This window comes from Sphingopyxis sp. Root154 (assembly GCF_001427105.1).
Taxonomy (GTDB): domain Bacteria; phylum Pseudomonadota; class Alphaproteobacteria; order Sphingomonadales; family Sphingomonadaceae; genus Sphingopyxis.
In genome coordinates this window covers 141,549-156,726 of record NZ_LMGI01000004.1, presented here as the reverse complement: position 1 = coordinate 156,726, position 15,178 = coordinate 141,549, and the positions used below count along the sequence as shown (strand labels likewise).

The window sequence follows — 15,178 nt, the reverse complement described above, 5'->3', positions numbered from 1 at the left end:
GGTTCATTTGAGCACTCCCTGATTGATCCGCAGCCGCGCATTGCCCTGCAGGCGAACGACCCGCTTGTCGAGGTCGGCGAACAGCTGGTTGGCCGAAAAATGGCCGATGTTCAAACTTCCGTTGACGCCGCCCTGCCCGGCGAGGCTGCGCGTCTTCAAATCGACCGCGACATTGCTCGCATCGATACGATAGCCGTTGGCGCTCTTGACCTGCACCAGCCCGGGGACCGCGACCTTTTCGGTCTCCATATTATAGGCGCTGTCCTTGGCGACGATCGTCGCCGGGCCATCGGTGAGCTTGATCGCCCCCGACAGGTCGGTCATCCGCACGATCGGCTCGGCCGAGCTTTTCTGAACCGCGCTGCCCGCGAGCAGGGCGAACGGTTGCCCCTTCGCGTCCTGGCCGCGATATTCGGCGCGCGTCACCTTCATTCGCTCCTGCGCCATCTCGACCTTGTCCTTGGACAAAAGGAAGCTGATCTCGGCGCGCTGGGTGAAGGGCGAGAAGACGAGCACCGCCGCGACGACACCGATAACGAGCGGCAGGCCATAGCGCAGGATGCGCACGACGCGGTCATGGCTCGACCCGCTCGTCGCCCACATGCGGCGCATCGTGCGGTCAAGATCGGCGCGTTCGGACATAGTCTTCGCGAATCACTCTCACGTATGGGCGAAAATATCGACCTCGGGCCAACCCGCGAGGTCGAGCGCGGCGCGCGTCGGCAGGAAATCGAAGCAGGACTGCGCGAGGCCGGTGCGCCCTTCGCGCGCCAGCCGCACGTCGAGGATCTCCTTCATCGCGTGAAGGAAACGCACGTCGCTCGCGGCATAGTCGCGCTGCGCGTCGGAGAGTTCGGCGGCGCCCCAGTCGCTCGACTGCTGCTGCTTCGACACTTCCTGACCCAGGAGTTCGCGCACCAGTTCCTTCAGCCCATGGCGGTCGGTATAGGTGCGGATCAGCTTCGAGGCGATCTTGGTGCAATAGACGGGCGCCGTGACGACGCCGAGCGCCTGCTGCAGCGCCGCGATGTCGAAGCGTGCAAAATGGAACAATTTCAACCGGTTGGGATCAGTCAATATCGCCTTCAGCACCGGCGCGTCATACGCGCTACCCGGCTTGAAGCGGACGAGATGCTCGTCGCCCGACCCGTCGCTGATCTGGACAAGGCACAGCCGGTCGCGCAGCGGGTTCAGCCCCATGGTCTCGGTATCGATCGCGACCGCGCCCGAACCCAGCACGCCCTCGGGCAAATCTTCTTCGTGGAAATAGACAGTCATAGGGTCGCCTTAGGCTAAGCGGCCGTGCCGCTCAATGACTGGTTTTCGCGGACATAGGCGGCCCGCCGCGGGGCTGCGGCAAAGCGCGCTTTCTTCGAGGGTCAGGACTCGAATTTTCCGTTCGCAGAGTGCGTTCATTTAGGCTATATATTACGCCGTTAGAGGCACGGGGCGAGTCTGTGCCCATGGTGAACTGCGTCCCCGTCCGACGCAAGGCGCTGATCGAATGGGGTATGGACGAACCGAAAGCGACTATTAGACAATGAGTTTCAACAAGGATCGCCGCGGCCAGCGGGGGCGCGGCAAGCGCGATGATTTCGGCAATTTCGACAGCTTCGAACCTGCACCCTATGGCGGCGACAGCTATGGCGGCGGCAATCGCGGTGGCGGCTTCGGCGACCGTGGCGGCTTCGGCGGCGGTGACCGTCCCGGCGGCGGCTTCGGCGGTGGCGACCGCGGCGGCTTCGGCGGCGGCGATCGTGGCGGCGGCGGTGGCTTCGGCGGCGGACGTGGCGGCGGCATGCCCGCGCAGGTCGTCGGCGAAGGCAATGGCACGGTGAAATTCTTCAACGCGTCGAAGGGCTTCGGTTTCGTCGCCCGCGACGATGGCGGTGAAGACGTGTTCGTTCACATCAGCGCGGTCGAACAGGCAGGGCTTCAGGGTCTCGCTTCGGGCCAGCCGCTCGGCTTCACGCTCGTCGAACGCAACGGTAAGGTCTCGGCCATCGATCTCAAGATCGAAGGCGAGCCGATGCCGGTCGAGGAATTTGCTCCGCGTGCACGCGATGACCGCGCCGGCCCCGGTGGCGCAGCGCCGGGCGGCGCCCGCGGCCGTCGTCAGCTGACCGGTGAACGCACGTCGGGCACCGTCAAATTCTTCAACACGACGAAGGGCTTCGGCTTTATCGCGCGCGACGACGGACAGGCCGACGCCTTTGTCCACATCAGCGCGGTGCAGCGCGCCGGCATGGCGGGCCTCGACGAAGGCGACCGCGTCGCGTTCGACATCGAAGTCGACGACCGCGGCAAGTTCGCCGCGGTGAACATCCAGCCGCATCAGGACTGATCGACGGGATAGCTAAAACGAAAAGGGCGGCTCTCGGGCCGCCCTTTTTTGTTTGCAATGAGGAGCCGGAGGCGGGTCGCCGCTTTCGAGCGACAAGCGGCCTTCTCATTCATCGTCACCCCGGACTTGATCCGGGGTCCCGGTTGAAACCAAAGCCAGTCGACGCATCAAAAGGGCCGAGCCCGGGATGACGAACGGGTTCGCGGTTTCAATAGCCCAGCGTCGCCTCCAGGAACCAGATGCGCTGCTGGGTCTCGTCGGCCCAGTTATCGACCAGCCCGCTCGTCGCAATGTCGCCATCGGCTTCGGCCGCAGCCTTCACCGCTTTGAGCTGACCCAGCAGGGTCTTGTTGTCGCCTGCGAGCGTGCGGATCATCGCCTCGGCATCGACGCCCGCACTGTCATCGTCGCGGATCGACGCGCGGCGGCTGACGTCGCCGATCGAACGCAGCGTCGGCGCGCCATTCTTGCGCACGCGCTCGGCGATCAGGTCGGTGGCCGCGAAAATCTGCGCCGCCTGCTCGTCGAACAGCAGGTGCAGCTCGCGAAAGCGCGGACCCTGGACGTGCCAGTGATAGTTTTTCGTCTTCAGATAGAGCGCGAAACTGTCGGCGAGCAGCGCGTTGAGCGCATCGGCGACGGCGGGAGCATTGTTGTTTTTCTCGGACATGGGAGCATCCTTTCTGTTGCCCCACTCATATAGCGAAGCGACGGGACGCTTTCCCATTGAAGCTTTGGGTGAGTTTCATCGACAAAAACGATGAAACCGAATCAATCGAATGCATCATCCGATCAATCCGAACGCCCCCAGCGCAGTCCTCAGGCCCCAGACGGTCAGGATCGCCGCCGCCGCCCAGCGCAGGTTCCGCGCCGCGCGCCGCTCGGCGAGCGCCGGGCCAAAGGCGAGGACGGGCAGCATTGCCAGTGTCCACCCGACGAGCCCGCCAGCCGCCGCCCATTGCCCCGCACCGCTCGTCGCGGCGAGCGCGCCGATCAGGAAATGACTGCGGTCGCCGAACTGGCTCGCGAGCATCCGGCCCGCCAATATCACGGTCGAAACATCGTCGGCGCCCGCATCGGACGCCGGTTTCATCCGCCACAGCAAAGCGACCGCCGCCGACAGCATCGCGAGCGCGACGAGCAGCGCCGCCACCCCCTGTCCGATCATCCCGTTGGCGATCGCGCCGGCAACCGCGGCGACCACCGCGTTGACGATGAAAGCCGCAAAAGCGATGACGACCGTGACGCGCCGGTCGCTGCGCGCGCTCACCAGCCGCGACAGCATAATCCCGCTGCGCCCGTCGGCATTGGCGAGCAGCACCGCCACCAGCGCAAGCATGATTGCATCCATATATGTCGTCTGAATTGTCAGGCGGGAGGCGTCAATGCCCCAGCCGAACCGCAACCGACGCCAGCCACGCTTCCTGCGCGGCGGACGGCAGCGGCCCCCGCGGCACGGTGGCCGCATCGCTCATCGCGTCGAGATAAGTCAGGATCGCGGCGCGATAGCCGCCCCCCGCAACCGCCGATTCGAGCCGGCTCGCCAGCGTCTCGACCGCCGCAAAGCCATTGTCGCGCGCCAGGCAACGGATGTCGTCGATCCCCTGCACGATCTGCGCGAGCGCGCAGTGCGGCAGCGCCTCGGCGAGCGCGCCGATCTGCCCGGTAATCCGGTTCTGGATGTCGAGATATGGGTCGGTCTGGTTTCGCATCTTACCCCCCTGTCGTCATGGGGACGATGCGCTTTTTTGGTTAACGCGACGTTAGCGGTGGCTATCTGTGCCCGGGCAGTCCGCCCAGCCCCTGCTTGCTGCGATACATATCGCGGTCGGCGGCCGCCAAAATGTCCGATTCGGTCATCCCCGTCTGCAGCATCGCGACGCCGAAGCACGCCGACAGCGCGATCTCGTGCCCGTCATATTCGGCGGGCGCCGCGGTCAGCACGTCGCAGAGCCGGTTGACCTGCACGCGCGCGCCGTCCTCGCTCGACTGGTCGAGGATCAGCCCGAATTCGTCGCCGCCGATGCGCGCCGCGACGTCCGTCGCGCGGATCGAGCCCGCGAGCCGCTTGGCGATCTCCATCAGCGCGAAGTCGCCCGCCGCATGGCCGAAGCTGTCGTTGATATATTTGAGCTGGTTGACGTCGATAAAGACGACCGCGGCGCGTTCGGCGTGCCGCTCGAACCGCGCCATGCGGTGGTGGATCGCGGTCAGGAAATATCGGCGGTTGAACAAAGGCGTCAGCGTATCGCGCTCGGACACGCGTTCGAGCTCGGCGACGGCGATCTTCAACACGCGGTTTTCGCGGCGCAATGCGTCGCGTTCCCGGCGTATTTCACGCAGCTGGTCCTCGATGGAGTCTACGGAAACGGTGCCGAACTGGTCGACCGCGATCCGTGCCCCCCCTACGCTATCCATTCAACGTCCCCGAACCCAACCCACGATCCCCGGCCGAATGCCACGAGATATTGAGCGGCGACCCTAGTCCCGACTTGATACCAATCGGTAAACGCGGCGACATCAATCGCGCGGCGTTGCCCGCACGCAAAGCAGTCGCTAGGGGGGATCGGTGCCGATTCACACGCGATGAAGCCGGGGCAGGAGGGATTGAAATGGGCGAAACCGCCCCGCAAGTCGGCGTCATCATGGGCAGCCAGTCGGACTGGCCGACGATGGCGCACGCGGTCCAGATCCTCGAAGAGTTGGGCATCGCCCACGAAGTGCAGATCGTCTCGGCGCACCGTACCCCCGACCGCCTTGTAAACTATGCCAAAAGCGCGGCAGACCGCGGCCTCAAGGCGATCATCGCGGGCGCCGGCGGCGCCGCGCACCTGCCCGGCATGGTCGCATCGATGACGCGCGTGCCGGTGCTCGGCGTGCCCGTCCAGTCGGCGGCATTGAGCGGCGTCGACAGCCTCTATTCGATCGTCCAGATGCCCGGCGGCATTCCCGTCGCGACCTTTGCGATCGGCAAGGCGGGCGCGACCAACGCCGGCCTGTTCGCTGCCGCGCTGCTCGCGAATAACGATGCCAATCTGGCACAAAAACTCGATGCCTGGCGCGAAGCACAGACGAACAGCGTCGCCCCTACCCCCGTGCGCGAGGGCTGATCTTTTGCTGCCACCCGGTTCGACGATCGGCATCCTCGGCGGCGGCCAGCTCGGCCGCATGCTCGCGGTCGCGGCGGCGCAGCTCGGCTACCGCGTCCATATCTATGCCCCCGATGCGACAAGCGTCGCGGCCGAAGTCACCGCGCACCACAGCCAGGCCGCGTGGGACGACGAGCCGCGCCTCGCCGCTTTTGCCGCGGCGTGCGACGTCGTCACCTATGAATTCGAAAATGTGCCCGTCGACACGGTGCGCTTCCTTTCGGGTCATGTCGCGGTGCACCCAGATGCCGCCGGGCTCGAAATCGCGCAGGACCGGCTGAGCGAAAAGAATTTCGTTGCCGGCCTTGGCGGCCGCCCCGCGACTTTTGCGGCAGTGCCGGACCGCATGGCGCTCGATGCCGCGCTCGAACAGATCGGCGCCCCGGCGATCCTGAAAACCATCCGCATGGGCTATGACGGCAAGGGGCAGGCACGCATCATGACCACCGCCGATGCCGACGCCGCATGGGAAGGCATCGACCGCCACGCCGCGGTACTCGAAGGTTTCGTGACCTTCGCGCATGAATTTTCGGTCATCCTCGTGCGCGGCATCGACGGCGAGGTCCGCTTCTGGGACTCGCCGGTCAATGTCCACGAAGGCGGCATCCTCGCGACCTCGACCCTGCCCCCGCCGCAAGCGGTGCTCGACCAGCAGGACGAAGCGCGCGCGCTGATGGCGAAGATCGCCGAAACCCTCGACTATGTTGGCGTCCTCACCGGCGAGTTCTTCGCCACCGCCGACGGCCCCGTCTTCAACGAAATGGCGCCGCGCGTCCACAACAGCGGCCACTGGACGATCGAGGGCGCGGTGGTCAGCCAGTTCGAAAATCACATCCGCGCCGTCGCCGGCCTGCCGCTCGGCAGCACCGCCACCGCGGCGCTGCCGGTTGTGATGCACAACCTCATCGGCGGCGGGATCGAGACGGTCCCCGACCTGCTCGCCGATCCCGCGTGCCACGTCCATCATTATGGCAAGGCCGAGGTCCGCGACGGCCGCAAGCTCGGCCATGCAACCTGGGTTGGAACCTCGCCTTCATGAATCGCCCCGAAATCACCCTCGTCCTCGCGCGCGCCGCCAATGGCGTGATCGGCGCCGGCGGCAAGATGGCGTGGCACCTGCCCGCCGACCTTCGCCGCTTCAAGCAGATCACGATGGGGCGCCCGATGATCATGGGGCGCAAAACCTTCGACAGCCTGCCCGCCATCCTCGAGGGCCGCCGCCACATCGTCCTCACCCGCGACCGCGAGTGGCAGGACGAGGGCGCCGAGCCCGTGGCGACGATCGAGGAGGCGCTCAAACTCGCCAACGCCCCGCACGTCATGGTGATCGGCGGCGCCGAAATCTATCGTCTCTTCCTCCCCCTCGCCGACCGCATCGAGCTCACCGAAGTCGCGCTCGAACCCAGGGGCGACGCGATCATCGACTATCCGGCCTCCGCCGACTGGAACGAGACGGCGCGCGAGGACCATCCCGCCGACGACGCCGGCCGCCCGGCGTACAGCTTCGTCACGCTGACAAGGAAATAGGCCCATGCGTCGCTGGCTGATCGGCATATTGCTCGTTGTCGCGGTCGCCGCGCTGGCCTTCTTCGCAATCGCCCCCGGCATGCTCGAGCGCGGGATGAACAAGATCGACGGCAAGCCGCTTGCCGCCGTCAGCGCGCGCGCGAAGGCGCTGCACCAGACGCTGACGATCGTCGATCTCCACAGCGACAGCCTGATGTGGAAACGCGACATCGCCCAGTCGTCGGACCAGGGACATGTGGACTTTCATCGCCTGTATGAAGGCAATGTCATGTTGCAGGTCTTTTCTAGCGTCACCAAGACGCCAAGGGGCCAGAATTACGACGCCAACAGCGCCGATACCGACAATATCACCCCACTGGTGATCGCCCAGCTTCAACCGCTGCGGACATGGAGCTCGCTGCTCGAACGGTCGCTTTGGCACGCCCAAAAGCTGGAAGCGGCCACAAAGAAATTTGGCGAAAACATCCGCAAAGCCAACCGCTTCAGCACACAGGGCATCTTGATCGTCCGCGATGCGCCCGGGTTGACCTCTCTGGCCGAACCTTACGATCCCAAGAGCGGCATCGTCTTCGATCATGGATCCCCGCGCGGCGCGATGCTCAGCATCGAGGGGCTTCAAAACCTCGAAGGCGATATCGCCAATCTCGACAAGCTTTACGCCGCGGGCTTCCGCATGGCGGGGCTCACCCATTTCTTTGACAATGAGCTCGCGGGTTCGATGCACGGGCTCAAAAAGGGCGGCCTCACCCCGCTCGGACGCGACGTTGTGACGCGGATGGAAGCCAGGGGGATGATCGTCGACATCGCCCATTGCTCGAACGCCTGCGTCGCCGACATCCTCAAAATGGCGCGCCGCCCCGTCGTCTCCAGCCACGGCGGCGTGCAGGCGACGTGCAAGGTCAACCGCAACCTTTCGGACGAACAAATCCGCGGCGTCGCCGCGACCGGCGGCCTGATCGGCATCGGCTATTGGGACGCCGCGGTCTGCGACACCTCGCCCGCGAGCGTCGCCAAGGCGATGAAGCATGTCCGCGACCTCGTCGGCGTCGAGCATGTCGCGCTCGGCAGCGATTATGACGGCGCCACCACCGTGCGGTTCGACACGTCGAAACTCGTGCAGGTGACGCAGGCGCTGATCGACGCGGGTTTCAGCGACGATGAAATACGCGCCGCGATGGGCGGCAACGCGGTTCGCGTACTCAAGGCGGGGCTAGTGCCCCTGATCCCGCCCGCGCCATGATCCGCCTCGACGGCCACAACCGCATTGAGGAGCCCTTGCGCGGCGGGGTGATCGCGCTCGGCAATTTCGACGGCTTTCACGCCGGGCATCAGGCGGTCGTCGGCCGCGCGGTGCGGCACGCGCGCGATGAGGGCCGCCCCGCGATCGTCGCGACCTTCGACCCGCATCCGGTGCGCTTTTTCAAACCCGACGTCCCGCCCTTTCGCCTGACCACGCTCGACCAAAGGCAGGAGCTGTTCGCCGCGGCGGGCGCCGAAGCGATGCTCGTCCTGCCGTTCGACGCGACGCTCGCGGGCACGACGGCGGAGGATTTCATCACCGAGCTGCTGCTCGATCGCTACGGCGCCGCGGGCGTTGTCACCGGCGCCGACTTCGTCTTTGGCAAGGGCCGCGGCGGCGATGTCGTCACCCTCGCCGATCATGCACGCCGCCTCGGCTTCTTCACCGAGATGGTCGCCCCCGTCGACGACGCCGAGGAAGTCGTCTCGTCGAGCCGTATCCGCGAGGCGTTGCAGGCGGGCGACTGCGCCGCCGCGACGCGCCTGCTCACCCGCCCCTTCACGGTGCGCAACGTCGTGCAGCACGGCGACAAGAACGGCCGCCTGCTGGGTTTCCCGACCGCGAACCTCGAAATGGGGCAATATCTGCGCCCGCGTTACGGCATCTACGCCGTCACCGGCCGCCTTCCCGACGGCCGCGTGCTCAAAGGCGCCGCGAACCTCGGCATTCGCCCGAGCTTCGACCCGCCGAATGAGCTGCTCGAACCGCATTTCTTCGACTTTGCCGAGGATCTTTACGGGCAGGAAATCGACGTCGCCTTTCACGCCTTCATCCGCGCGGAAGCGAAGTTCGACAATATGGACGCGCTGATGGCGCAGATCGCGGCCGATTGCGACCGGGCGAAGCAGTTACTGGCCGATCTGTAATATCATCGTCATGCCGGACCGGATCCGGCATCCATGGACCCCGGATCAAGTCCGGGGTGACGACGGGGGGGTGAATGACCGACAGCGAAGACTGGGCCAGCGCGCTCGAAGGCCCGCCCAAAAAGCCGATGAAGCGGCGCACGAAGATCCTGCTCTGGGTCTTCGCCGCCATCGTCGCATGGTTCACGCTGTCGAACGCAAGCTTCCTTGCCCCCGACCCCACCGGCAAGCGCGTGCTGATCGCGCATCGCGGCGTGTCGCAGTTGTTCGATCACACCGGCGTCACCGACGAGACATGCACCGCGACGCGCATCGATCCGCCCGAGCACGACTATATCGAAAACAGCCTGCCCTCGATGAAGGCCGCGATCGGCCGCGACGCGGACATGGTCAAATTCGACGTCGCGGGCACGAAGGACGGGCGGGTCGCGGTCTTCCACGACTGGGCGCTCGACTGCCGCACCGACGGCAAGGGACCGATCCGCGACCACACGATGGCCGAACTGAAGACGCTCGATATCGGCTATGGCTACACCGCCGACGGCGGCCAGACCTTCCCGCTGCGCGGCAAGGGCGTCGGCCTGATGCCCAGCCTCGACGAGGTGCTCGGCGCGATCGGCCATGCCTCGCTGCTGATCAACTTCAAATCGCGCGACCCGAAAGAGGCCGAACTCGTCCTCGCATCCTTCGCACGCGCGGGTATCGACCCGAACCAGCCGCGCTTCGGCTTTTTCGGCCCCCCGCGGCTGATGCAGGTCATCCGCGCCGAGGCGCCCAAGGCGTGGACGATGGACCCCGACGCCGCCAAGCGCTGCACCAGGGATTATATCGAATTCGCCTGGTCGGGCTGGTATCCGCCAAGCTGCGTCGGCGGCACGATCATCGTGCCGCTCGACACTCAATGGGCCTATTGGGGCTGGCCCGACCGCCTGCAGGACCGCGCCGCGAAACATGGCACGCGCGTCCTCCTCACCGGCCCGCGCGGCGACGAAACGGGCGGCATGGGGCTGTACAAGGTGAACCAGCTGACCAAGGTGCCCGCCAGCTTCACCGGCTATGTGTGGATCGACGACATCTACAATCTCGGTCCGGCGCTGCGCCCGCGGCAGAAATAGCGCCAGCCGAAGGTTTGCTCCCACGCGAATCTGCGCTAAGCGGCCGCCCATGACCGAGAGCACGCCCGCCGCCGAACAGCGCGATTATCGCGACACCGTCTTCCTGCCCAAGACCGACTTTCCGATGAAGGCCGGCCTGCCGCAGAAGGAACCGCTGATTCTCGCCAAATGGATCGAGGGCAATCTGGAAGGGCAGATTCGCGAAAGCCGCAAGGGCCGCGACCAGTTCATCCTCCACGACGGCCCGCCCTACGCGAATGGCGACATGCATATCGGCCATGCGCTCAACCATATCCTGAAGGACATGGTCGTCCGCACCCAGACGCTGAAGGGCAAGGACGCGCCCTACGTTCCCGGCTGGGATTGCCACGGCCTGCCGATCGAGTGGAAGGTCGAGGAGCAATATCGCAAGAAAAAGCTCAACAAGGACGAGGTTCCGGTCGAGGAGTTCCGCGCCGAATGCCGCGCCTATGCGCAGCATTGGGTCGACACCCAGCGCGAGCAGCTGAAGCGCCTCGGCATCGGCGGCGACTGGGACCATCCGTATTTGACGATGGATTATGAGGCCGAAGCCACCATCGTGCGCGAACTGCTCAAATTCGCCGCCAACGACATGCTCTATCGCGGCGCCAAGCCGGTGATGTGGTCGCCGGTCGAAAAGACCGCGCTCGCCGAGGCCGAGATCGAATATGAGGATATCGTCTCGACGCAGATCGACGTCGCGTTCGAAATCGTCGAGAGCCCGATCGCGGAACTGGTCGGGGCGCATGCGGTGATCTGGACGACGACGCCATGGACGATCCCGGTCAACCAGGCTTTGGCCTATGGGCCGGAGATCGACTACGCAGTTTTGGAATTAGCCGTGATCCAGACGGTGCAGGATGGCGTCAGTCCTGGCGACAACCCCGCCTTCAAGGCACTCAACGGCCGCCAGATACTCGTAGCAAATCAGCCGCAGTTGATTGAGCGCCTCGAGGCTAGCTTGGCGTCGGCTTGGGATGTGATGATCCAAACGACCCAGAAGAGCGTCCTCAAAGGCTCCAACCTCGCTGGCACCATCGCCCGCCACCCGATGCACGCGCTCGGCGGCTTCTTCGCGCGCCCGCGCCCGTTCCTCGCGGGCGATTTCGTCACCACCGACAGCGGCACCGGGCTCGTCCATATGTCGCCCGACCATGGCGAGGATGATTTCGACCTCTGCAAGGCGAACGGCATCGACCCCGTGTTCGCGGTCGAGGGCGACGGCAAATATCGCGAAGACTGGGGCTGGCTCGCCGGTCAGGGCAGCGTGATCAACGCGAAGTTCAACGCCCCCGACGGCCCGATCTGCACCGATCTGCGCGAATCCGGCGGGTTGCTCGCGGCCAGCGCCGATTACAAGCACAGCTATCCGCACAGCTGGCGCTCGAAAGCCAAGGTCATCTATCGCTGCACCCCGCAATGGTTCGTGCCGATGGACAAGGTGATGACGCATATCGAGCCCAAAACCCCGCGCGAAAAGCGCTGGGAGAATGAGGGCGGCGCGATCAACCCGGCCGAGGAAGATCTCTGCGCCGCGCCGACGCTGCGGCAGGCCGCCATGCAGGCGATCGACGACACGCGCTTCGTCCCCGCCAAGGGCCGCAACCGCATCGGGTCGATGGTCGAGGGCCGCCCCGACTGGGTGCTCAGCCGCCAGCGCGCGTGGGGCGTGCCGATCACGCTCTTCGTCGACCGCAAGACCGGCCATTATCTGAACGATCCCGCCGTCAACGACCGCATCGTCGCGGCGGTGAAGGCGGACGGCGTCGACGCGTGGAACGACGCGCGCGCGCAGGAATATCTGGGCGATGCCTATGACGCCGCGAACTACGAACGCATCGTCGACATTCTCGACGTCTGGTTCGATTCGGGCTGCACCCACGTCTTCGTGCTCGAAAGCGGCCGCTGGCCCGCGCTCGTCCGCCACGACGGCAGCACCCACAGCGCCGACCTCTATCTCGAAGGCAGCGACCAGCATCGCGGCTGGTTCCAGTCGTCGCTGCTCGAAAGCTGCGGCACGCGCGGACAGGCGCCGTACAAGGCGGTGCTGACGCACGGCTTCACGATGGACAGCAAGGGCTTCAAACAGTCGAAGTCGCTCGGCAACACGACCGATCCCGTCAAGGTGATGGAAACCAACGGCGCCGACATCATCCGCCTGTGGGCGCTGAGCGTCGACTTCACCGAAGACCATCGCATCGGCGACGAGATCCTGAAGGGCGTCGCCGACCAGTATCGCAAGCTGCGCAACACCTTCCGCTACCTGCTCGGCGCGCTCGACGGGTTCAGCGAAGAGGAACGTATCACCGACGTCGCGGCAATGCCCGAGCTGGAGCGTTACATGCTCAGCCTGCTCGCCGACCTCGACGCGAAGATGCATCAGGCGGTCGATGATTTCGACTTCAACGGCTACACGCGCCTGCTCGCGGATTTTTGCAACGAGGATCTGTCGGCCTTCTATTTCGACATCCGCAAGGACGTCCTCTACTGCGACCTCGGCCCCGCCGCGCCGCTCGGCACCGACACGCGCCGCGCGTACCGCAGCGTGCTCGATGTGCTGTTCCACGCGCTCGTCCGCTACGCCACCCCGGTGCTGGTCTTCACCGCCGAGGAAGTGTGGGGTACGCGCTATCCCGATGCGGGCAGCGTGCATTTGCTGGAATGGCCGGCCGTCGATGCCGCCTGGAACGACGCCGCGCTCGCCAGTAAATGGGCGGGCGTCCGCACCCAGCGCGAAGCGGTGACCGAAGCGATCGAACCCTATCGCCGCGAAAAGACGATCCGTTCGAGCCTCGAAGCCGAAGTCACGATCCCCGACCCGACGCTCGATCCCGCCGCGCTGGAGGAAATCTTCATCGTGTCGGTCGCGCGCGCGGGCGACGAACTCGCAGTCACCCGCACCGAAAACCACAAATGCGGCCGCTGCTGGCGCCACCTGCCCGAGGTGACCGAGGACGGCAGCTTGTGCAATCGCTGCGACTCGGTATTGGACGCAGCATGAGCAGCCAACGTTCGCCGCACCTGCGCTTCGGCCTGATCTTTGCGGCCCTCGCCTTCCTCTTCGACCAGGTCACCAAATGGGTCGTCACCGTGCCCTTGTCGCTGGAGCCCAAGGGACAGATCGAGCTTGCGAGCTTCTTCAACCTGACCTGGGCCGAAAATTGCGGGATTTCGCTGTCGATGTTCGCCAGCTGCACCGACACGACGCGCTGGACGCTCGTCGCGGTAACGGGGCTGGTCGCCGCCGCGGTCGCCTTCTGGATGACGCGCGAACAGGCGAAGGGCGACGTGATCGCGCTCGCGATGATCCTCGGCGGCGCGCTCGGCAATATCGTCGATCGCGTACGTTTCGGCTATGTCGTCGACTTCGCCGACCTGCATTTCGGCGATTTCCGCCCCTTCATGATCTTCAACGTCGCCGATGCGTGCATCACGCTCGGCGTGCTTTTGCTGGTTGCGCGCGCGCTGCTCTTGGGCGAAAAGACCGCAACCACGGACGGCCAGCCGTCCGCCGATTAACGGGGCGCATTGGGAGTATGATTAAAGTGAACCGGACCACCGCCATCCTGGCAGCCTCGTTTCTTGCCACCACCCTGTCGGCCTGCGGGTCGAACAGCCTGTTCAGCCGCGACCGTCCCGACGAAATGATGGTGTCGCGTCAGGCGCCGCTCGTCGTGCCGCCCGACTTCGCGCTGACCCCGCCGGCTCCCGGCACCGCGCGCCCCGGCGGCGAAACGACCGCCGAACAGACGCTGCGCGCACTCTTTGGCGGCGCGTCGCAGCGTAGCGCGAGCGAAACGCAGATCATCGGCAGCGCCGACGGCGCGCGCGCCGACCCGGGCATCCGCAGCCAGGTCGGCAGCCCCGACACGCAGGTCGTCGACAAGGGGCTCGTCGTCCGCGACATCCTCGCCGCCCCCGAAGGCGACGGTCGCGACGCATCGGCGGCGATCCCGACCGCCTGAGCCCGCTTCGAGACGTCAGTAAATCGACGGCCCGGCATCGCCCGGGCCGTTTTCCTTTGCGCCGCGCGGCAGCCATTCGTCGCCCCACGCCTTGATCGCGTCATAGGTCGGGCGCAGCGCCTGCCCCGACGGGGTCAGCCGGTATGTCGCGCGCTTGCCTTCGGGGGGCACGCGCTCGAGCACCCCCGCCTCCACCATCCAGCCCAGCCGCGAGGTCAGCGCGGCGCGCGAAACGTCGAGCCGTCCGAGGAAGTCCTCGAACCGGTCGATCCCCAGGAAGGCCTCGCGCAGGATCAGCAGCACCCAGCGGTCGCCGAGCAGCCGCGACGCGCGGCCGACGGCACAGGGCGAACGCGATGGCACATACTCCTTCATAAGTCTGGATTTAAGACTTGACGCCACTACGATGCAAGCGGCAATAAGTCTGCATTACAGACTTAAAGGGATGGATCATGCGCGGACACCGCTTTGCCAGCAACGACGAGGCCGTCGCCTATATGAAAAGCGTCGCGGTCGATGCGTCGGGCTTCACCGCCTTCCTTGGCGTCGAACCTTTGCGCTGTTTCGATGGCGAGGCCGAACTGCTGCTCGCGTTGCGCCCCGACATGACCCAGCATCACGGCTATGCGCATGGTGCGATCGTCGGACTGATGGCCGACAACGCCTGTGCATGGGCGGCGTCGAGCGTGATTGGCGACGTCGTCACCGGCAGCTACACGATCAACTTCCTTGCCCCCGCGAAGGGCAGCCGGCTGCGCGCAAGGGGCAGCGTGGTCAAGGCGGGAAAGCGTCAGGCGATCGTACGCGCCGATGTCTGGGCCGAAAGCGACGGCGAAGAACCGCGCCGCTGCGCCATCGCGCAGGCGACGATCGTCCCCGTCGGCTAATCCG

At 65.7% G+C, this 15,178-nt stretch carries 18 protein-coding genes; 11 read left to right on the top strand and 7 right to left on the bottom strand.

Annotated elements, in window-relative coordinates; translation table 11 throughout:
- Window positions 1–3: 3 nt before the first annotated feature.
- Together lptC and ASD73_RS20425 are read right to left on the bottom strand one after the other, a co-directional pair.
- Entirely contained in the window at window positions 4–642 is a 639-nt protein-coding gene (lptC, locus tag ASD73_RS20430; protein ID WP_056367752.1) for an LPS export ABC transporter periplasmic protein LptC, read from the bottom strand.
- An 18-nt stretch (window positions 643–660) separates the two neighbouring features.
- Entirely contained in the window at window positions 661–1,278 is a 618-nt protein-coding gene (locus ASD73_RS20425; RefSeq protein WP_056367751.1) for a ribonuclease D, read from the bottom strand.
- Window positions 1,279–1,540: 262 nt separating this feature from the next.
- Between ASD73_RS20425 and ASD73_RS23475 the strand changes: the two genes are divergently transcribed.
- On the top strand, window positions 1,541–2,344 hold the full coding sequence (locus ASD73_RS23475) for a cold-shock protein (protein WP_056367749.1): 804 nt from the start codon (window positions 1,541–1,543) through the stop codon (window positions 2,342–2,344).
- 208 nt (window positions 2,345–2,552) lie between these two features.
- Here ASD73_RS23475 and ASD73_RS20415 read toward each other — a convergent pair whose 3' ends face one another.
- The 4 genes from ASD73_RS20415 to ASD73_RS20400 form a co-directional block, all read right to left on the bottom strand.
- Entirely contained in the window at window positions 2,553–3,014 is a 462-nt protein-coding gene (locus tag ASD73_RS20415; protein ID WP_056367746.1) for a Dps family protein, read from the bottom strand.
- A 114-nt stretch (window positions 3,015–3,128) separates the two neighbouring features.
- Complete coding sequence (locus ASD73_RS20410; RefSeq protein ID WP_056367745.1) at window positions 3,129–3,695, bottom strand: TMEM165/GDT1 family protein; 567 nt, start codon at window positions 3,693–3,695, stop codon at window positions 3,129–3,131.
- A 31-nt stretch (window positions 3,696–3,726) separates the two neighbouring features.
- Window positions 3,727–4,056 carry a hypothetical protein gene (locus tag ASD73_RS20405; RefSeq protein WP_056367742.1) on the bottom strand — a complete coding sequence of 110 codons (330 nt, stop codon included), beginning with the start codon at window positions 4,054–4,056 and terminating at the stop codon, window positions 3,727–3,729.
- A 61-nt stretch (window positions 4,057–4,117) separates the two neighbouring features.
- Window positions 4,118–4,762, bottom strand: a complete 645-nt coding sequence (locus ASD73_RS20400) for a GGDEF domain-containing protein (RefSeq protein ID WP_056367741.1) — start codon at window positions 4,760–4,762, stop codon at window positions 4,118–4,120.
- 194 nt (window positions 4,763–4,956) lie between these two features.
- Between ASD73_RS20400 and purE the strand changes: the two genes are divergently transcribed.
- From purE to ASD73_RS20355, 9 genes are all read left to right on the top strand, one after another.
- Complete coding sequence (purE, locus tag ASD73_RS20395) at window positions 4,957–5,454, top strand: 5-(carboxyamino)imidazole ribonucleotide mutase (RefSeq protein ID WP_056367738.1); 498 nt, start codon at window positions 4,957–4,959, stop codon at window positions 5,452–5,454.
- 4 nt (window positions 5,455–5,458) lie between these two features.
- Entirely contained in the window at window positions 5,459–6,532 is a 1,074-nt protein-coding gene (locus ASD73_RS20390; RefSeq protein ID WP_056367737.1) for a 5-(carboxyamino)imidazole ribonucleotide synthase, read from the top strand.
- Window positions 6,529–7,020, top strand: a complete 492-nt coding sequence (locus tag ASD73_RS20385) for a dihydrofolate reductase (RefSeq protein WP_056367734.1) — start codon at window positions 6,529–6,531, stop codon at window positions 7,018–7,020. Before ASD73_RS20390 ends, ASD73_RS20385 begins: the two co-directional genes overlap by 4 nt.
- A 4-nt stretch (window positions 7,021–7,024) precedes the next feature.
- Window positions 7,025–8,260, top strand: a complete 1,236-nt coding sequence (locus tag ASD73_RS20380) for a dipeptidase (RefSeq protein ID WP_056367732.1) — start codon at window positions 7,025–7,027, stop codon at window positions 8,258–8,260.
- Window positions 8,257–9,186, top strand: coding sequence for a bifunctional riboflavin kinase/FAD synthetase (locus tag ASD73_RS20375; RefSeq protein WP_156377489.1), 930 nt, complete (start codon window positions 8,257–8,259; stop codon window positions 9,184–9,186). Before ASD73_RS20380 ends, ASD73_RS20375 begins: the two co-directional genes overlap by 4 nt.
- Before the next feature lie 74 nt (window positions 9,187–9,260).
- Complete coding sequence (locus tag ASD73_RS20370) at window positions 9,261–10,301, top strand: glycerophosphodiester phosphodiesterase family protein (protein ID WP_056367730.1); 1,041 nt, start codon at window positions 9,261–9,263, stop codon at window positions 10,299–10,301.
- Window positions 10,302–10,350: 49 nt separating this feature from the next.
- On the top strand, window positions 10,351–13,323 hold the full coding sequence (gene ileS / locus ASD73_RS20365) for an isoleucine--tRNA ligase (protein ID WP_056367728.1): 2,973 nt from the start codon (window positions 10,351–10,353) through the stop codon (window positions 13,321–13,323).
- Window positions 13,320–13,841 (top strand): signal peptidase II, encoded by a 522-nt coding sequence (gene lspA / locus ASD73_RS20360; protein WP_056367726.1) that lies wholly within the window; start codon window positions 13,320–13,322, stop codon window positions 13,839–13,841. Before ileS ends, lspA begins: the two co-directional genes overlap by 4 nt.
- A gap of 26 nt (window positions 13,842–13,867) precedes the next feature.
- Window positions 13,868–14,287, top strand: a complete 420-nt coding sequence (locus tag ASD73_RS20355) for a DUF3035 domain-containing protein (protein WP_056368250.1) — start codon at window positions 13,868–13,870, stop codon at window positions 14,285–14,287.
- Between the two features lie 15 nt (window positions 14,288–14,302).
- On the opposite strand, the gene ASD73_RS20350 is transcribed toward ASD73_RS20355, so the two are convergent.
- Window positions 14,303–14,662, bottom strand: a complete 360-nt coding sequence (locus tag ASD73_RS20350; RefSeq protein ID WP_056367724.1) for a winged helix-turn-helix transcriptional regulator — start codon at window positions 14,660–14,662, stop codon at window positions 14,303–14,305.
- A gap of 77 nt (window positions 14,663–14,739) precedes the next feature.
- On the opposite strand from ASD73_RS20350, the gene ASD73_RS20345 reads away from it, so the two are divergent.
- The gene (locus ASD73_RS20345) at window positions 14,740–15,174 is read left to right on the top strand and encodes a PaaI family thioesterase (protein ID WP_037513438.1); all 435 of its coding nucleotides are present in this window, start codon (window positions 14,740–14,742) and stop codon (window positions 15,172–15,174) included.
- Window positions 15,175–15,178: the final 4 nt, after the last annotated feature.